Below are 16052 nucleotides of genomic sequence, written 5' to 3'. Positions count from 1 at the left end.
TGGGGCACATTTGAAAAAGAGCATCCCAGACAGCATTGTCGTCGCAGGCCACCGCGACCACAATCTGCTGACTGCAATTGCAGGTGACATACTCTGGCGCGCCGGGGGACATGACGCTTTGGCGACAAAATTTGCTATAATGCTTCGTCAATGCGTCGATGATGTTATCATGACCCCCAAAACAGGGCGGCGCTCGTACGACGAACTGGAAAAGACCGAAAAAACATACATCGGCACGCGCGTTGAAATCGAGCTTCGCGCAATGCTGCACCTGCCAAAAGGCAAACTAGATACCGTCATTCTTGATCATGACGTTGACATCAAGAACACGATGGGCAGCAATTGGATGATCCCCACCGAGGCGATTGACCACCCATGCATACTTGTGGCTGCCGATGAGGTGCGGGCGAAATGCTACCTTGGCCTCTTTGTGGCGCATCCCGAGTACCTCACTTTCGGACAGAACAAGGATTCAAAGAAGAGCGTCTCTGCCCTCGGTTTTTCTAATATATTCTGGCTGCTGTTTGATCACCCATACCCGGAAAACTTTTGGCGTACGATCCCGCCTGACGCGATTGACCGCATTTTTTTGGGCAAGACAGGCAATCAGCGGATGGCCAATCTCTTTCGTGAGGTACAGAGGCAGCCCATCGCCCGCGATGTTGTTCAGGCAGTCGCTCAGCAACAAGACTTCATGCGTCGCATTCGGTCCGACAACGGGAGAGGGACACGGGATATCTTGGCGCGTGAGGGAATCCTGTTGTTGTCAGGCCACTATGACGCGCCATTAATCGCTGCGCTGGGATTACCCCACTGCTTGGGAAGCGAGTTCGTCTCCTGCAGAGTCGTTTCACAAGGTGAGGCGCAACTCGCGGGCACGTATGGTATAAGCATTACTTGGAATTCATAATTAATAAACTTTGACCTGCTATCTCCTGCCAAACTGCGGTTGCTTCTTGACTAGCAGCTGTATTCTTCAGGCAGTTTGAGCGTTCCATTTCTGGCGAGCTTTGCACATTGCGATTGTGATTGTGATGAGCTTGCGTGCGACAGCCGTGATGAAGACCTTATGTGGTTTTCCGGCGGCGCGAAGACGGTCGGAGAAGACCTTCAGGACTGGATTGTGATAGCTGGCGACGAGTGCGGCTTGGAACATCACATGCCGCAACAAGCGCCGTCCACCTGCAATGGCGCGCTTGCCGCGCATAGCGCCACTGTCCTGTGCGATGGGCGCAAGGCCAGTGAGTGCTGCGACCTGTTCCCCCGAGATTTGGCCAAGCTCGGGCATTTCGGCAATCAGCATGGTGCTGGCGACCGGGCCGATCCCAGCGACAGACCGCAGAATGTCCGCAGTCGCGGCAAGCTCTTCATCCAAGGCGATAGTCTGTCCGCCATCGCCCTCGCCGCAACCGTCATGTTCTGGCTATGAATCAAGAACGCGTCCTGACCCTAAAGACTCCGAAAATGCGTAGAAATATAGCTGTTTTTGCATTGCTCGATCAGAGGACCGCTGAATGTCACTGGTCAACGGTGGAGGCCATTGCAGCGCGCGCGGATCGAAGACCTCAATCAATGGTGGGGATCAGAAGGGTGGCGAGCGCTTGCGCCGAAGTCGCAGTTTGGGATGGTCGAAATGGTCGGCAGACGTTTCACCGAGGAGCAGAAGTACCGGTACGTGAAGCCCTATCCCATCCTTCAAATGGAGGATGGGAACCGTGTTGCTTTTCATCTCATTCATGCCACCGATCATGTGGAGGCGCAAAAGCTGATGGATAGAGCGTTCATGAAAGTGGTCGGGGATGCACCGGGCTTTGATTCCGGCAAACAGAAATCGCTGCCATTCAATACCTCGGCGGGTCATCCATGAACCAGACAGAAGCCTTTGCAGTGGGTAGAATTCGCCGGAACTATGCGCGCAGCGCAACCCTAAGGCTTTTGGCCATAGTATGGTTTTGGGACATATTCGTTGCGCGTTGCGCTGCGGCCACACCCCAAACCTTCTGCCTTGTGCTTCCGTGGCACTAACACAGATTGTGTGCATGCGAAAGCCCCGCGTATTGCGGGGCGTAGGGTATTGATTATATGTTATATTTTGGTTGCGGGGACAGGCTGCCGCCGTGACTTGCCTGCGCCCAACTGCACAGTTTAAACAGCAAATTCATATAATTAATAGATTTTCCCATATTCTCTGGACGAATACACGAAAATTAATTCGTTAAGCTATATACTGGCGCGTCTATTTACATACGCGAGGCAGAGAAAAGTATCGTCAAGCCCCCTCTGTTGCAAGGCTCGGACGGATCCCCCCCGCGTGGGCGGGGAACAGTCAGCCTCAAATGTGAAAGTTCCCTTTGTGGTCGGATCATCCCCGCGTGGGCGGGGAACAGGATATCGAAAGGCAGCGGGTGCGAAAGATTACCGGATCATCCCCGCGTGGGCGGGGAACAGGCATTAACTCATACCGCCCGACCCGCTGCCCGCGGATCATCCCCGCGTGGGCGGGGAACAGTCCAGCGCTTTGCGTCTGTTTCACTGCGGAAACGGATCATCCCCGCGTGGGCGGGGAACAGCGCAACCCGCGCTTCAGGCGCATGTCGAATGCCGGATCATCCCCGCGTGGGCGGGGAACAGACAACCCCGCCCGCGCATGGCTACTCGCCATCCGGATCATCCCCGCGTGGGCGGGGAACAGGTAATACGGAAATTTGGCGAACCGTTTTCAAACGGATCATCCCCGCGTGGGCGGGGAACAGATTTTTTTGCCCTGCCGCGTGCGGGCGCGATGCGGATCATCCCCGCGTGGGCGGGGAACAGGCGTCCTTTCCCGTTTCCCTTGCCGTTGTCGCCGGATCATCCCCGCGTGGGCGGGGAACAGCAGGTATACCCCGTTCAGGTAATATCTGGTAACGGATCATCCCCGCGTGGGCGGGGAACAGTCAATATTCTGGCGCATCCCTACTGTTGATTACGGATCATCCCCGCGTGGGCGGGGAACAGGGTAAGGAAGCGCGCCCAGCGGTCAGTCATTCCGGATCATCCCCGCGTGGGCGGGGAACAGCGAATGAGCCGCGCATCGCCGACATCTGGGGACGGATCATCCCCGCGTGGGCGGGGAACAGACATTGTAAACCGCCGGGCTGTCACCTAAAACCGGATCATCCCCGCGTGGGCGGGGAACAGAAACCTTCAACAGAAGCCTCGTCGAATGTTGGCGGATCATCCCCGCGTGGGCGGGGAACAGCCTGTCGATATGCCCGTCAGGTCAAACGTGATCGGATCATCCCCGCGTGGGCGGGGAACAGGAACGCCGACAATATCACCCCTCAGACGATCCCGGATCATCCCCGCGTGGGCGGGGAACAGAACGCCATTGGCCCTGCGTATTTCCGCATGGCCGGATCATCCCCGCGTGGGCGGGGAACAGGGCTTTCACTGCCTGCGCTGGTGTAATCGTATCGGATCATCCCCGCGTGGGCGGGGAACAGTGCATGAGCTCTACGAGCGTCGTTGGCTAAGACGGATCATCCCCGCGTGGGCGGGGAACAGTTCCGTCGAACGGGAGGTCGTTGACCCGGCGCCGGATCATCCCCGCGTGGGCGGGGAACAGGCAAGCGCGACCTCATCGGGGTATTTTTCCGGCGGATCATCCCCGCGTGGGCGGGGAACAGCGGCGGCAGGAATGGATCGGCAAGGGGATACGCGGATCATCCCCGCGTGGGCGGGGAACAGTGCGAGAACTGGAAACAGCAGTGCGCAGCTTTCGGATCATCCCCGCGTGGGCGGGGAACAGTTTTTCTGCTTGCAGAAAAAGGGGAATTTTTTGGGATCATCCCCGCGTGGGCGGGGAACAGATCCAAGAACGCGCCGGCCTATCGCGCATCGTCGGATCATCCCCGCGTGGGCGGGGAACAGTCGATATTAAGCCCGCGACGAGTCGCCAATTCCGGATCATCCCCGCGTGGGCGGGGAACAGATGTCATTGTCCATACTTCGTAGGACGTTTGACGGATCATCCCCGCGTGGGCGGGGAACAGGATGTTGGAGAATTGGCTCATGTGTAGTCTTTCGGATCATCCCCGCGTGGGCGGGGAACAGGCGATAAGTGCGAATGTCATTAGTGACAATCCTGGATCATCCCCGCGTGGGCGGGGAACAGCTCCTGGACTTCGTTGATAGCGCCCCAGGGACCGGATCATCCCCGCGTGGGCGGGGAACAGCCGTTGACAAACGGGCCATCGGCTTGTTACACCGGATCATCCCCGCGTGGGCGGGGAACAGTCTTCTTCTTCTTGCATCGCCCTGGACAACGGATCATCCCCGCGTGGGCGGGGAACAGACGTTGAGGCCGCCGAGCGCCGCCTGATGGAGCGGATCATCCCCGCGTGGGCGGGGAACAGAACTGCTCACGACGCAGTAGGGATATGGCACGCGGATCATCCCCGCGTGGGCGGGGAACAGTCTGCACCGCGATCGACACCTGACCGCTAATGCGGATCATCCCCGCGTGGGCGGGGAACAGAAAGCAATTCCGTCAGGGGTCTGTATCGCCACCGGATCATCCCCGCGTGGGCGGGGAACAGCCATTGCGAAAAAGTGCGGAACCTTTTTAAAACGGATCATCCCCGCGTGGGCGGGGAACAGCAGATCCGGCCCTATAAGATCGACACATTCCTCGGATCATCCCCGCGTGGGCGGGGAACAGGTTCGTGACGACGCCGGACTTCTTGGCGTCCCCCGGATCATCCCCGCGTGGGCGGGGAACAGTGTTAAGCCGGTCGATTTCATTGCCGCGGTTCCGGATCATCCCCGCGTGGGCGGGGAACAGTTTTCATCCGCCCTGCTTTTCCGTTCAACCTGCGGATCATCCCCGCGTGGGCGGGGAACAGTGTAAGCCATCCCCGCTTTCACTGGATCCCACCGGATCATCCCCGCGTGGGCGGGGAACAGGCCTGCTGTCCTCTCGATCAGTGGCCACGCGCCGGATCATCCCCGCGTGGGCGGGGAACAGGGCATCTGATCTGTTCCACAAGTTTTCGCCGTCGGATCATCCCCGCGTGGGCGGGGAACAGAGAATGTGTCCAAGGATGATGCCGAAGTCCTGCGGATCATCCCCGCGTGGGCGGGGAACAGCGATTTGAAGGCCCGCATCTGCCCGGTGAAGCCGGATCATCCCCGCGTGGGCGGGGAACAGTCCCAGCCCCCGACACCGTCAGACACCTGCACCGGATCATCCCCGCGTGGGCGGGGAACAGGAGATAAATGGCAGGTTGACCACATCACAGCCCGGATCATCCCCGCGTGGGCGGGGAACAGGCCGTGAAGTTCGACTTGAACCGGCGCGCCATCGGATCATCCCCGCGTGGGCGGGGAACAGTCTTCCTGCAGACCATTGATCTACCGAACTTTTCACGATGTCAAACAGCGTACCGGTTTTTTTACCCGGTTCTCATGGTCTATCCCGGCTTGTCTGGAAAGAAGCTCACCAAACTCAAGCCATCGAAATCTACAGGCATACGGCGGTTCCGGCCAACCGTCCGGAATTCATAGCCCTGATCCGTCGGGGCTTTCCAGACCATAACTGCATCGCCGGCATCGAGTCCGGCGACAACCTGCTCCCAGATCATCTCGCGCGTTCGCGCAGAGTAGTCGCCGACATAGACCCCCGCGCGCAATTCTACGAGCCATGCGGCAAGCCGTCCCCTCAGGCGCGCGGGCGCGTTGGAGACGACCACGACCATCATCCACGATGACCCGGGTCGCCAGACTCGGGATCGTCGAAGGCAACGGGCATAGCCTCGGGCGGCGGTTCCGGGCGCTGGACTTCGCCGGCCTCGAGCACCTCCTGGATGGTGGGGATAATGCGCCCCAGCAGGCCCGACTTCCGGAAAGCGTCGCGACAGGCCAGCCGGACAGCGCGATCCGGAGCCATGTCCAGCTTCCCCTTCGCCGCCTGCCCGGCGATGCGAAACGCTTCTGGGACGACCGTCTCCAGCTTGAAGATATCCGCGATGTCATAGACAAATGACAGGGGCTTGCCACTGTGCAGGAAACCTATTGCGGGAGCGTAACCTGCGGCGAGGACGGCGGCTTCTGTAAGCCCGTGCAGGCAGGCCGTGGCCGCCGAAAGGCATCTGTTCGGGGTGTCGCTTGCCTCCCAGTCGGTCGGGTCGTAGCTGCGCCGTTTCCAGTTGACACCATATTGCGCCGCGAGCAGTGCATAGCTTTCGCGAACGCGCACGCCTTCTATGCCACGCAACTGGTCGATGGATCGGCGCAGCGGCGCAGCCTCGCCAAATCGCATGGCATACATCTTGCGCACAACACGGAGGCGGGCGGCATCGTCGAGCGCGATGCGGGCCTGCCAGAGCAGCCGGTCGGCGCGCGCGCCGCCTGGCTGGCCCGCGGAATAGAGACGCACCCCACCTTCGCCTATCCAGGTGATCAGGGTTCCAACACGGGCAGCCAGCGCCACTGCGGCGTGGCTAATCCGCGCGCCGGGTTCCAACATGATCCCGGCGAGGCCACCGACCGGTATCTGCGTGCGCGTTCCATCAGCGTTCACCGCGACGAAGGCCCCGTCCAGAACATCCAGTTGAGCGCGTTCGACGAAGACCAGCGAGGCGCGATCCTTGAGCGGGATCGGGCGCGGCGGGGCAAGGCCGGGCAGCCCGCTGCGGGGCGCGCCTTGATCGGATCTATCGGTCACGGCAGCCGCCGGAGAAGCATCAGACCGCAGCCAAAGGCCTTTGCCCGGCCGAAGCCCTTGCCGACATGATCCAGAAATATTTCCGGATCGGTCACTTCAAGGCGCCCCGCGATCTCGATAATGCCGAACTGTGGCTGCCCTTTTCGCGGCCCACGATGACCGGGCAGCAGCTCGACAGAATAATCCTCGACCGTCGCGTCGAGCACGCAGAACCCGGCACGGTCCCCCTGCCGCGACAGCCAGTCCGACCCGGCGCTTGTGGCGAACTCCATCCGCTTTTCGGCCCGATCTTCACTTGGCAGACCGTGCAGCGCATCCATGACGACATCGACACGCGCCCCTCCGCGCTTCATCCGCGTGGCATTTGCGCGCAGACGGAATTCCAGCCTGTCGCCCGCCACGACAACCGGCGCAAAGGGTTTTATCTGATGGGGTTCGAACAGCTCGGAGCTGGCCGGTGGCCGCGCAGAGAGGGTGAGGAAGGTATTGTCACCCTCCTGCCGCCAGAGGAAGTCGCGCTTCCGGTCTGGCCCGTCCGCAAAGATCGACCAGAGCAGGTTATGCGCAGCCGATCGCCGGTGCCCCGCCTCCGAGGGCATCAACAGTGGAGCCAGCGCCCGTGCAGAGGGACTATGCGACAGGCGAAGACGACTGAGGTATCGCGTCATGCGCTGCCCTCCGTCGCAATGCGCACCGGACGCATCGCCACGCGGCGTCCGCCGTGATGCCACAATTTGCGGTCCAGCGGCACGTCGTTGACAACCTCACCTAGGGCCGCATCGACAACCAGCGTCCGCGCGACCGCATTCTTGCGCCAGGGCGGCAGATCCAACAAGGCAAGCGCGGCTTCCTCGGTTTCGGCTTCGACCACCTTTGCCCCGGTCGGGGCGGCAAGTGGGCAGGATTTTCGCCCAAGGTAGAGCGTGAAATGCGGATTGCGCAGCGCCTCTGCGATGGCTTGCAACCCCTCGCCTGCCACAGAGATGCCATAGAGCGGCCCCGCGCGATAGTCGCGCAGGGTAATGGTGGTGTTCGTGTGCGTTCCGGCAGTCCGCAACGCTTCGGGCCGTGAATTGGGCGATTTCGCTGCCGCTGAGGGCACAGTCTCGACCGTATGATAATCCCTGACAGGCACACCTTCGTCAAAGATTGCCACCGAGATCGCCAGCGCGTCCAGCGCCGAGAAATCACCGTCACGCCGGACCCCCAGCGCCGCGCCCAAAAGGCCAATGATCGCGGCCCGGCCCGGCCAGACAAGCGACCCGCGCCGCTCGTGGCCTGCCAGTTCGCCCATTGCCCCAAGGCTGGCGGTCAGGCCGAAGACAAGGTAGGACTGCATCACGCGCCCCGCACCGCATCGACGGCAAAGGTGACGATGTCCTCAAGGGTTCCTTCACCTGCGAGGGTATCGAGCTTACGGAAGTCTTCGGCCACGCCGCCGAAATAGCACCCGTCAATCGACGCGACGGTTCTCTCCATCGCCCTGATTGATGCAGTCTCCAGATCGTTTACCCCGAGTTTATGCAACTTCTTGTCAACTGGGGTGAAGAACGCCCCCGACAGGTCGCGCGGCGCGCGCTGTCCACGCTCAGCCCGGATGTGATAGGCAATCGGATGATGGGCAAAGCTGTTCTGTTTGCCGCGCGGGGTGGTCTGAGCGATGGCGCGGGCCAGTGCCTCGATCCCCTTCGCGGCCAGGTCGCGATCACCGGCAAGGTTTTCCACCAACAGGTCGCAGTTCACGCAGACATACTGGTAATAGATACCCGATCCGAAAGCGATCTCACCCAGATGCCCCGCGCCGGTATCCTCGTCCTTGTTCAGGTCATCGACCGCCGAGAACCAGTCTTCTTCAGCCTGCGCGGTATGCGTCGTGATCGCATGGGCGACCTGCACGGCGGCATCGCGGTTGAAATCGGCGTCGCTGGCCAGCATCCGGCCGAACATGGCAATGTCGATCGCACCATCGGCCTTGCGCAGGACCATCTTCTTGAGGTCTTTCTCCGCTGGCAGGTCTTCGCCCGCGACAATGCGGCCGGCCAGGTCTTCCGCCAGTGCCCATTCCGCAGGCGAGATGAAGGCCAGCGTGGTGGCACGGGTCTCGGTTCCGGAACTTTTCTTCACTGACTCCAGCTTGCCAAAGAGACCGGCGATTGTAGTAGCTGCTGCGGTGGCATCCGCCTCGGGCGTGCCCTTTCCGGTCAGATGCGCAACCAGCCGCGTGTGAAGGTGTTTCGTCCGTGTGCCCTGATTCCCGGCCAGATCAAGCTTGAAGAAGGTGCTTTCGCGCAGCGCCCGCTTGAGCGATTGCGACGACATGCGCAGACGTGGTGCGTTGCCAACCATCGCCTGCTTCGGGCGGCCCTGATCGTCACGGTTCGGGTTCGAGGGGCCATAGCTGGTCAGCAGGTGGAATTGCAGGAAAGTGGTCATTCGGTTTTCTCCTCGTTACCCGTCCGGGGCGCGTCAGCGCCGTAATAGTGAAAACACCAGCGCGGCCGCGCCGCCTCCCAGTGCAGAATATCGGCAGCCAGCGCCGCGACATTGCAGCGCCGCTCCGCCATGATGATGGCGCGGCGCAGGTGGTCGGTCAGCTCTTCCCCTTCGGCCCGCAAGAGCCGCTGGAAACGCAGTGGCGACAGCACCGGCTTTTCGCCACCCAGCCGCTCTGCAAGTGTCGAAGGGCCGTGCTCGCGGATCTCGGCCAGCAGGACGGCCAGCCGCACGATGTCATCTGCATCATGCGACCGGAGGCCAAGGGCGCCCGCAAGCGTCATCACATCCCTTTCACTCAGCACTGCCAGTGGCGCGGCCCGGCGCAAGCGGGCAGCCAGCGCACGTACAGCCGGGATCTCGCGCTGCGCGATATAGCGGCCCCACCACCCGAGCGCGGCCGCGCCCCGGCCTTTCGGTTCCTCGCTCATGCTGCCTTTTCCTTCTTTCTGACGGGAAGCTCGAGTCCAAGTGCGGTAAAGATCGCCTGCCCCTGCTTGCCATACCCTGCAAATGCCAGCCCAAGGAATTTGCGCGCTTCTACAATCGTCTTGATATTTGCCGTATCGCGCAGACCCAGCCCCGGAACAGAGAGTGCATCGAACTGCTTGAATGCCTGTTTCCGCAGATCGTCCAGCCAGACCGCCACCGCGTCCTCACCGGACTTCACCATTTCGAGACGGTCAATGAACCGCAGTTCCAGTTCCCGAAAGAACCGCTCGCGCTCTGCCTCGCGCGCCTCGCCAGCGGCCAGAACAGGCTCCAATGCGCCGCGCAGGGCGATGCCGGCTGCTTCCGCAGCCTTGATCAGACCGACCAGCTTGTCTTCGGCATCAATGGAGAGATCATGAAACGGCTGCACCGAAAGCACGAAGTCACGCGGTTTCATATTGTCCATGGCCCATCCCGCAACGATGAGCGAAACGTCACCGCCACGGTCATTCCATTGCCTGAGGCACAGCGCCCGCTCCGACAGTGCGTCATCCCGCGCCTGCGCCACGATCCCCAGCCAGTTGCGGAACCCGAAACGCCCGGCACGCGGATGTTTCGGCAGCCATTCGGCCCCTTCCTTCAAACGGTAATAGGGGCTCAGCGGGTGTTTCCAGCCAGCGTAGTTCGTGCCATAGGGCCGCTGAACCACGCCTGTCATCGACACGCCGTCGGTGACCAGCCGCAACCGGCGCGGCATGCCGAAGAAGGCCTCGACATCGAACAGCCCATCCGGCGGCGTCCTGATCTTGTCCGCGCCGTCCGAAACCAGCGTCGGGCGCATCCATGGCAGATCTTCAACTGCGGCAGGCGCGCCGTTTGGCACATTGGCCCAGACAAGTCCCCAGAGCGGCCCGTCCTTGGTGCGGGGTTCAACCAGTGTCACCAGCGGCCCGCCGCCGCGCATTGAGGTGCGGTTTCCTGCCCCGCCGGACGGTGCGAAGGCCTGAAAGGTGTAAAGCGCCATCGCTGCCATCGGCAGGTCTAGCACACCGTATCTGTCCCGATGGACCATGACATCAGCGTTGTTCTTCGCTGTGTTGGCGCCAGCGCTGTCGATGAAGAGCATGTCGACCGGGCTTGCGTCGCCCGCCAGGGGATCCAGATCCTGCAAGAACAGCGGGCCGTCGCCCAGCAGGTTGAAGGCCGGGGCATAGTCCGACAGCCGTGCGCGCAGACGCTCTCGATCCGGGGCGCAACGCATCTGCCATTCGGCAAGGCCGGACGGCGGATCGGCCATGAAAACAAGGCCGATCAGCATTTCGAGACAGGCGATATTCAAGTCGGCCCGGGGCCAGTCGGGCGCAATGACGTCCGGGTCGGCCATCTGCCAAGGCGCAATCACCCGGCGGAAACCGTGTACGCAGCGAACGGGAATCCACGGATCTTCAATGAGATTGAGCAAATCAATACCTCCGCAAAATACAGAAGTCAGACGAGCATCTGCCTCGAGCAGCGTAAAGGAAAAAATTGCATAGGGTGAGCCTTTTTTCACTCACGGCGCAATGGGTTCGGCAAGGGCTAGGCCCTTGCCGACGCTCTTGGGGAATGCTATGAAATGCTCATCCAAGAGCGGGCAGGTCGGGTATTTTTCTCAACAACATCTTACCTCCGCTCATCTTGGCTGCGTCAACAGCCGGGAAACTGGGCTTCTATAGAGCCTCGGAAGGTTAAACCCCTCCGAGGCTCGTTCTTAACGTTGCAGAATGTATTGCAGCAGTCAAGGTTTTTATTTCACATACACTGCAACACTTATCCCCGCATGGCGGGGAACAGATATGCCCAACACTTCAACACGGGCCATCCCCGCTCAATCCGAGGATACAAACACCAAACCGCATTCCGCATCGTAACGCAACCCCTCGCAGATCGCACCATCTTCGCCCACCGGGCAGAGCCGCGCCTCGGCCTGCTTCCAGTCCGGCCAGTCCCTTGTGACCGCGACAATCTCCGGAGCGGACTGATCCGGAAGGGAAACGCCCTTCAGCCGTTTCACCCGCACCGAGACCTCCGACAGCGCCCAGGCCTCCGGTCCCGCGCCATCGGCCCAGGGCCGCAGCCCATGCCCTGTCCGCCGCGCCAGCATCAGCGTCCGCGTCTCATCCCCGGGGCGCGTCGGATATGTCGCGTCGTTATTGCCGCGCCCGCCCATGCGGTAGCCTGCACCCAGATCGACGAGATTGTGCAACGCAAGTGTGCTCTGGCCCAATCGTTTGCCGATGATCTCCGCCTCGGCGTTCAACAGAACCTTGGGCGCATCTTCGGCCTCCGGCCCGTGGACAGCCTCGATCAGGCCGCGCAACCCGGTCGGCGCGTCGATGCCCCCGCGCGCGAAGATCACCCGCGCTGACCGCCAGACATCGGCCACCGAATAAACCCAGGCGCCACGTCCGAGGGTGGATTGCAGCCACCTGTCGTCAGACACAGAATCCGGGTCTGGCGACAGGACGTGCAGCACGGGGTCGGGGACGGGCCGTCCTGCCCGTGGCCTTTCCGCCATGTGCCGCCACAACCGTCCCGCGCGCTGAATCAAGGCCGCGACCGGCGCAACGTCGGACACCATGAGGTCGAAATCAAGATCAAGCGAGGCTTCCAGCACCTGCGTGCCGACCAGAACGAACCCCTCTCGTCCTGTCCCATCCTTTCCGACGCGAGCCAGCACCTCTTTCTCGATCCGCTTGCGATCCGCCAGCGTGTAGCGGGCGTGCAGCAGATGCGCCGCGATGCCGCGCGCGCGCAGCAATTCTACCGAAGCAATAGCCTCGTCCACCGCGTTGCGTATCCAGACACAGGCCGCCCCCGCCGCTGCCCCCGCCGCGATCAGATCAGCCGCGCTCTCTACCGACTCGACCCGCGCCACCTTCACTGGCCCCTTCGACGGCCGCTCATCCGCTCTGAGGCCTGTAACTGTCTGTCCACCCGCCACCGAAAGCGCCGGATAGGCAGCGGTTTCCGAGCGACCACCATATGTCGCCAACAACATCGCTCGCAATTCCAGTGGCAAGGTCGCGGTCAACAAGATCGCCGATCCCCCGGCGGCCCGGTGCATCTGCAACAAACGCTCAAGCTCCTTCGCCACATAGGGTTCACCCATCTCGTGAACCTCGTCCACGATCAGGATTTTCGAGGACAGGCCGAAATGGCGCAGGGACTGATGCTTCACCGGCAGAACCGACAAGAGCGCCTGATCAATGGTCCCGACACCGACATCCGCCAGCAGCGCGCGCCTTCGGCTTTCGGCCAGCCATGTTGTGCAGCTTGCCGCATCTTCCCCGGTCGCGCCGCCCTCAACCAGATCGCGGAAGTCCTTCGACAGGTCAGACTTGCCATGTGCGAGTGTAAGGCTCGGATTTGAAAACATGCGACCGATCACCTTGGCCGTTCTTGCGAACATTGCATCTGCGGTGGCCATCGTCGGAAGGGCAAAATAGATACCCCGCCCCTTCCCCGCCAGCGCCATCCGATGCGCCAGAATCAGCGCGGCTTCGGTCTTGCCCGCGCCGGTTTCGTCCTCAATAACTGCCAACATCGGGCCGTCGGCCAACGCGACATCCTTGCAAGCCTGCTGCATGGGACGCAAGGCGAAATCGAAGACCGGTCCATCGCAGACGGTCGCCCCTGCCAACCCGGCCTCTGTCACGGCGCGATTCGCGATCACGCGCGCACGGGTCAGGTATTCGGACAGTCCCGGCCCTGGAGGCAGCGCTTCGAACCACCTCGTGTTCGACCCGATCCAGTCGGCTGCGGCACACAGGCCTGGCAGCCACCAGGATAACCGCAGCGCCTCGCCATCCGTCAACCCGTCAAAAGAGGCCTCAGGCCAAAGATCGCAGAAGGCTTCGATGACTTCACCAGCAGGGCCTTCACCCGAGCCGACATGCATCATTACCCTATGCATTTCGCGCGACCGCGGTGGCTTCGGCAGTGGGCCCAATGGCAAGTCAGGTGGCCGACCATGATGCCCGGCAGCTGCAGCATACAACGCGTTGCGCTGCATAGGCCCACCGCCGATCCGCGCACAGAGATTCTGATCATACGAATGAAGGAGCGCCTCTGAGAGTTCCCAGTGCCGATGGACTTGAGGTCGGTCTTCCTTGAGCATCCGTCGAAAGCTGTCGCTGATCTTTCCCAGATCGTGCAATGCAATCAGAAGAACCAAGGCGCCGCGCAGCCTGTGGTCGATGGAAAAAGGCGAGATCAGACGCTCCGCCACGGCGGCCACGTCCAGCATATGATACACGGCTGGATGTTCGCAAGGATCATCCCCTACAGCGCTTTTCCCAGGCCAATCAAAAAATGACATCAATCACATTCCACTTTCGGCAGCACCCCAACGTTTTATCATAATCAAGTCGTGGCTTCACGCGCCATGGTTAACGCTGGGGACGTCGCAGTTTCGGGTAGACTCCACTCATTTATTCGACACACAGGTACAATCATGTGACTGATCTTTACCTTTACCCAAAGCATCAATCTTTTCAGCAGCGCTGACAAGACGATGAACAATAGCAGTTCAGATTGAGAGTGGTCACGCAAACTGAAGGGTCTCCACAAACTCGGGGCAATTCATCCTGACCCACAAAGAGGGTACCCTGCACTGCGTCACAACTCCGGGCTGCTGTCCTCAGGCTGCTGCAGGATCCGGTCTGCATCGCACAGGATATCTGCACCTTCGGCGGCAAGGCTCTCGGGCATTCCAGGATGGGTCAACCAACGCGCGAGGCAGGCCAACATTGCCTTGAGCGACTGGCGCAACTGCGTGACGAGGCGCCGTTCTTTCGCCGGGCCTTCCTTTTCTTTCTTTTGAGCCTCGCGGAGTTGCGTCACATGATCAGAGAAGGCGATGGCCTTGCTACGAAGGGTCCGGACAGAGTCCACGGCTTTCTCTGCAACGCGCACCGCTGGCGCGATTTCAGGGAAGGCTGACTCTAACTTGTCACTGACATCCGTAGTCATGCGTTGCTCCCCAGAACCATGTGTGATGCTTGCAGCAACATGGTCCGCAAGAGCGGTCATGCCGTCGGTCAGCGCTTCGATCCGGCCTGAGGCAGCATCAGCCCGCGCCAGTTCCATCATTGCGATGTGTTCTGCTTGAAAGGCCCGCCGATCGGCCTCGCCACGGGCGACAACAGCATCTTTTCGGGCCTGTTCCATCTGCGCGGCAGGCGCCTCGAGTTACGTCTGCTGAGCTTGCTTCTTCTCCACATCAGCCGACAGCTCATCAATATTCCGGACCAGTTCGCACCGCAGCACATCGACCCACGCTTTATGTGTTTCAGCATCCTGAGCAACCCGTTCTGCGCGCCTGCTTCGGGCCTCGACGGACTGCAGTCCCTGCCCGGCAAGGGCAACAGCTCTCAAAGCTTCTGCTTTTCTAGGGTCTGGACTCATTGAGTTTCAAAGGCAGTAGATGACGATAGCGGCGAGAGCGATTGCTGAAAGGAAGACCTTGGGACATCGGTCATATCGGGTTGTGACGCGCCGCCAATCCTTGAGCCTGCCGAACATGATCTCGATCCGGTTGCGCCGCTTGTATCGCCGCTTATCGTATTTCACGCTTGTCTTGCGCTGTTTGCGACCCGGGATGCAGGCGCGTATGCCTTTGTCTTTCAACGCATCTCTGAACCAATCGGCGTCATAACCTCGGTCCCCGAGCAGCCAGTCGACCTTGGGAAAGCTGCTCAGCAGAGCCCGCGCGCCGATATAGTCGCTGACCTGACCAGCGGTGACGAACAGGTTGAGCGGACGCCCTTGGCTGTCGCAGATGGCGTGCAGCTTGGTGTTCATGCCGCCCTTGGTTCGGCCAATCAGGCGTCCAGGCCCCCCTTTTTCGCGGCCATACTGGTCGCGGTTCGGTGGGCCTTCAGATAAGTCGCGTCGATCATGACCGTCTTCTCTTCGCCGTGATTGGCTGCCAGGCCAGCCATCATCTGCGCAAAGACGCCCTTCTCGCTCCACCGCTTCCAGCGGTTGCAGAGTGTCTTGTGCGGGCCGTATTCCACAGGCGCATCCCGCCAGCGTAAGCCATTGCGATTGATAAAGATAATCCCGCTCAAAACCCGGCGATCATCGACACGAGGCTTGCCATGGGACTTCGGGAAATAGGGTTCAAGGCGCGCCATCTGGACGTCGCTCAGCCAGAAGAGATCAGACATGTTCACCGCTCGTTTTTCGAACCGTGAATCACGTAGAGCCCCGGAAATCAATGGGTCCAGACCCTAATACTACAGTTGCATATAATATGGATATCTGATTCAATCCTGCCTGAGCAATTGGGGAGGAATTTCGATGTCCGTATCGGATTGGGCTGGAGTGATTTCGGATTGGCGCGCCGCGCTTGAAGGTATGAAGGCGCGGATTGCAT

14 protein-coding genes and 1 CRISPR repeat array are annotated in these 16052 nt (G+C 60.9%); of the genes, 3 read left to right on the top strand and 11 right to left on the bottom strand.

Translation table 11 applies throughout. The features are described from left to right. Nucleotides 1-10: 10 nt before the first annotated feature. Nucleotides 11-910, top strand: a complete 900-nt coding sequence (locus PUT78_RS05815; RefSeq protein ID WP_274351269.1) for a NaeI family type II restriction endonuclease — start codon at nucleotides 11-13, stop codon at nucleotides 908-910. 66 nt (nucleotides 911-976) lie between these two features. On the opposite strand, the gene PUT78_RS23770 is transcribed toward PUT78_RS05815, so the two are convergent. Further along, nucleotides 977-1288, bottom strand: a complete 312-nt coding sequence (locus PUT78_RS23770) for a transposase (RefSeq protein WP_420793470.1) — start codon at nucleotides 1286-1288, stop codon at nucleotides 977-979. A gap of 252 nt (nucleotides 1289-1540) precedes the next feature. On the opposite strand from PUT78_RS23770, the gene PUT78_RS05805 reads away from it, so the two are divergent. After that, nucleotides 1541-1867, top strand: a complete 327-nt coding sequence (locus tag PUT78_RS05805) for a class I SAM-dependent methyltransferase (RefSeq protein ID WP_274351266.1) — start codon at nucleotides 1541-1543, stop codon at nucleotides 1865-1867. Nucleotides 1868-2297: 430 nt separating this feature from the next. Beyond that, nucleotides 2298-5374: direct repeats of the CRISPR family, unit length 29 nt; unit sequence CGGATCATCCCCGCGTGGGCGGGGAACAG. Nucleotides 5375-5453: 79 nt separating this feature from the next. On the opposite strand, the gene cas2e is transcribed toward PUT78_RS05805, so the two are convergent. The 9 genes from cas2e to PUT78_RS05760 all read right to left on the bottom strand — a co-directional run bounded on the left by cas2e (nucleotide 5454) and on the right by PUT78_RS05760 (nucleotide 14764). Further along, nucleotides 5454-5738: a type I-E CRISPR-associated endoribonuclease Cas2e gene (gene cas2e / locus PUT78_RS05800; protein WP_274351555.1), complete on the bottom strand. Its 285-nt coding sequence runs from the start codon at nucleotides 5736-5738 to the stop codon at nucleotides 5454-5456. Further along, nucleotides 5738-6706: a type I-E CRISPR-associated endonuclease Cas1e gene (gene cas1e, locus PUT78_RS05795; RefSeq protein ID WP_274351264.1), complete on the bottom strand. Its 969-nt coding sequence runs from the start codon at nucleotides 6704-6706 to the stop codon at nucleotides 5738-5740. The genes cas2e and cas1e overlap by 1 nt, the downstream gene beginning before the upstream one ends. Continuing rightward, nucleotides 6703-7374 carry a type I-E CRISPR-associated protein Cas6/Cse3/CasE gene (gene cas6e / locus PUT78_RS05790; protein WP_274351262.1) on the bottom strand — a complete coding sequence of 224 codons (672 nt, stop codon included), beginning with the start codon at nucleotides 7372-7374 and terminating at the stop codon, nucleotides 6703-6705. The genes cas1e and cas6e overlap by 4 nt, the downstream gene beginning before the upstream one ends. Beyond that, the gene (gene cas5e / locus PUT78_RS05785; RefSeq protein WP_274351261.1) at nucleotides 7371-8045 is read right to left on the bottom strand and encodes a type I-E CRISPR-associated protein Cas5/CasD; all 675 of its coding nucleotides are present in this window, start codon (nucleotides 8043-8045) and stop codon (nucleotides 7371-7373) included. Before cas5e ends, cas6e begins: the two co-directional genes overlap by 4 nt. Next, on the bottom strand, nucleotides 8045-9139 hold the full coding sequence (cas7e, locus tag PUT78_RS05780) for a type I-E CRISPR-associated protein Cas7/Cse4/CasC (RefSeq protein WP_274351260.1): 1095 nt from the start codon (nucleotides 9137-9139) through the stop codon (nucleotides 8045-8047). The genes cas5e and cas7e overlap by 1 nt, the downstream gene beginning before the upstream one ends. Next, nucleotides 9136-9630: a type I-E CRISPR-associated protein Cse2/CasB gene (gene casB / locus PUT78_RS05775; protein WP_274351259.1), complete on the bottom strand. Its 495-nt coding sequence runs from the start codon at nucleotides 9628-9630 to the stop codon at nucleotides 9136-9138. The genes cas7e and casB overlap by 4 nt, the downstream gene beginning before the upstream one ends. Further along, entirely contained in the window at nucleotides 9627-11183 is a 1557-nt protein-coding gene (gene casA, locus PUT78_RS05770; RefSeq protein ID WP_274351257.1) for a type I-E CRISPR-associated protein Cse1/CasA, read from the bottom strand. The genes casB and casA overlap by 4 nt, the downstream gene beginning before the upstream one ends. Nucleotides 11184-11498: 315 nt before the next feature. Next, nucleotides 11499-13991, bottom strand: a complete 2493-nt coding sequence (cas3, locus tag PUT78_RS05765) for a CRISPR-associated helicase Cas3' (protein ID WP_274351256.1) — start codon at nucleotides 13989-13991, stop codon at nucleotides 11499-11501. A gap of 299 nt (nucleotides 13992-14290) precedes the next feature. Beyond that, nucleotides 14291-14764, bottom strand: a complete 474-nt coding sequence (locus tag PUT78_RS05760; protein ID WP_274351254.1) for a hypothetical protein — start codon at nucleotides 14762-14764, stop codon at nucleotides 14291-14293. Between the two features lie 15 nt (nucleotides 14765-14779). On the opposite strand from PUT78_RS05760, the gene PUT78_RS05755 reads away from it, so the two are divergent. Further along, nucleotides 14780-15082, top strand: coding sequence for a hypothetical protein (locus PUT78_RS05755; protein WP_274351253.1), 303 nt, complete (start codon nucleotides 14780-14782; stop codon nucleotides 15080-15082). A 3-nt stretch (nucleotides 15083-15085) separates the two neighbouring features. Here PUT78_RS05755 and PUT78_RS05750 read toward each other — a convergent pair. Further along, a protein-coding gene (locus tag PUT78_RS05750) for an IS5 family transposase (RefSeq protein ID WP_274351252.1) occupies nucleotides 15086-15843 on the bottom strand; the annotation gives its coding sequence in 2 pieces (ribosomal slippage) (nucleotides 15086-15507 and nucleotides 15507-15843; 759 coding nt in all). Nucleotides 15844-16052 lie beyond the last annotated feature (209 nt).

Source organism: Roseinatronobacter alkalisoli, from assembly GCF_028745735.1.
GTDB lineage: Bacteria > Pseudomonadota > Alphaproteobacteria > Rhodobacterales > Rhodobacteraceae > Roseinatronobacter > Roseinatronobacter alkalisoli.
Note: the sequence above shows the minus strand (reverse complement) of the source record. Positions and strands in the feature narration are given on the sequence as shown.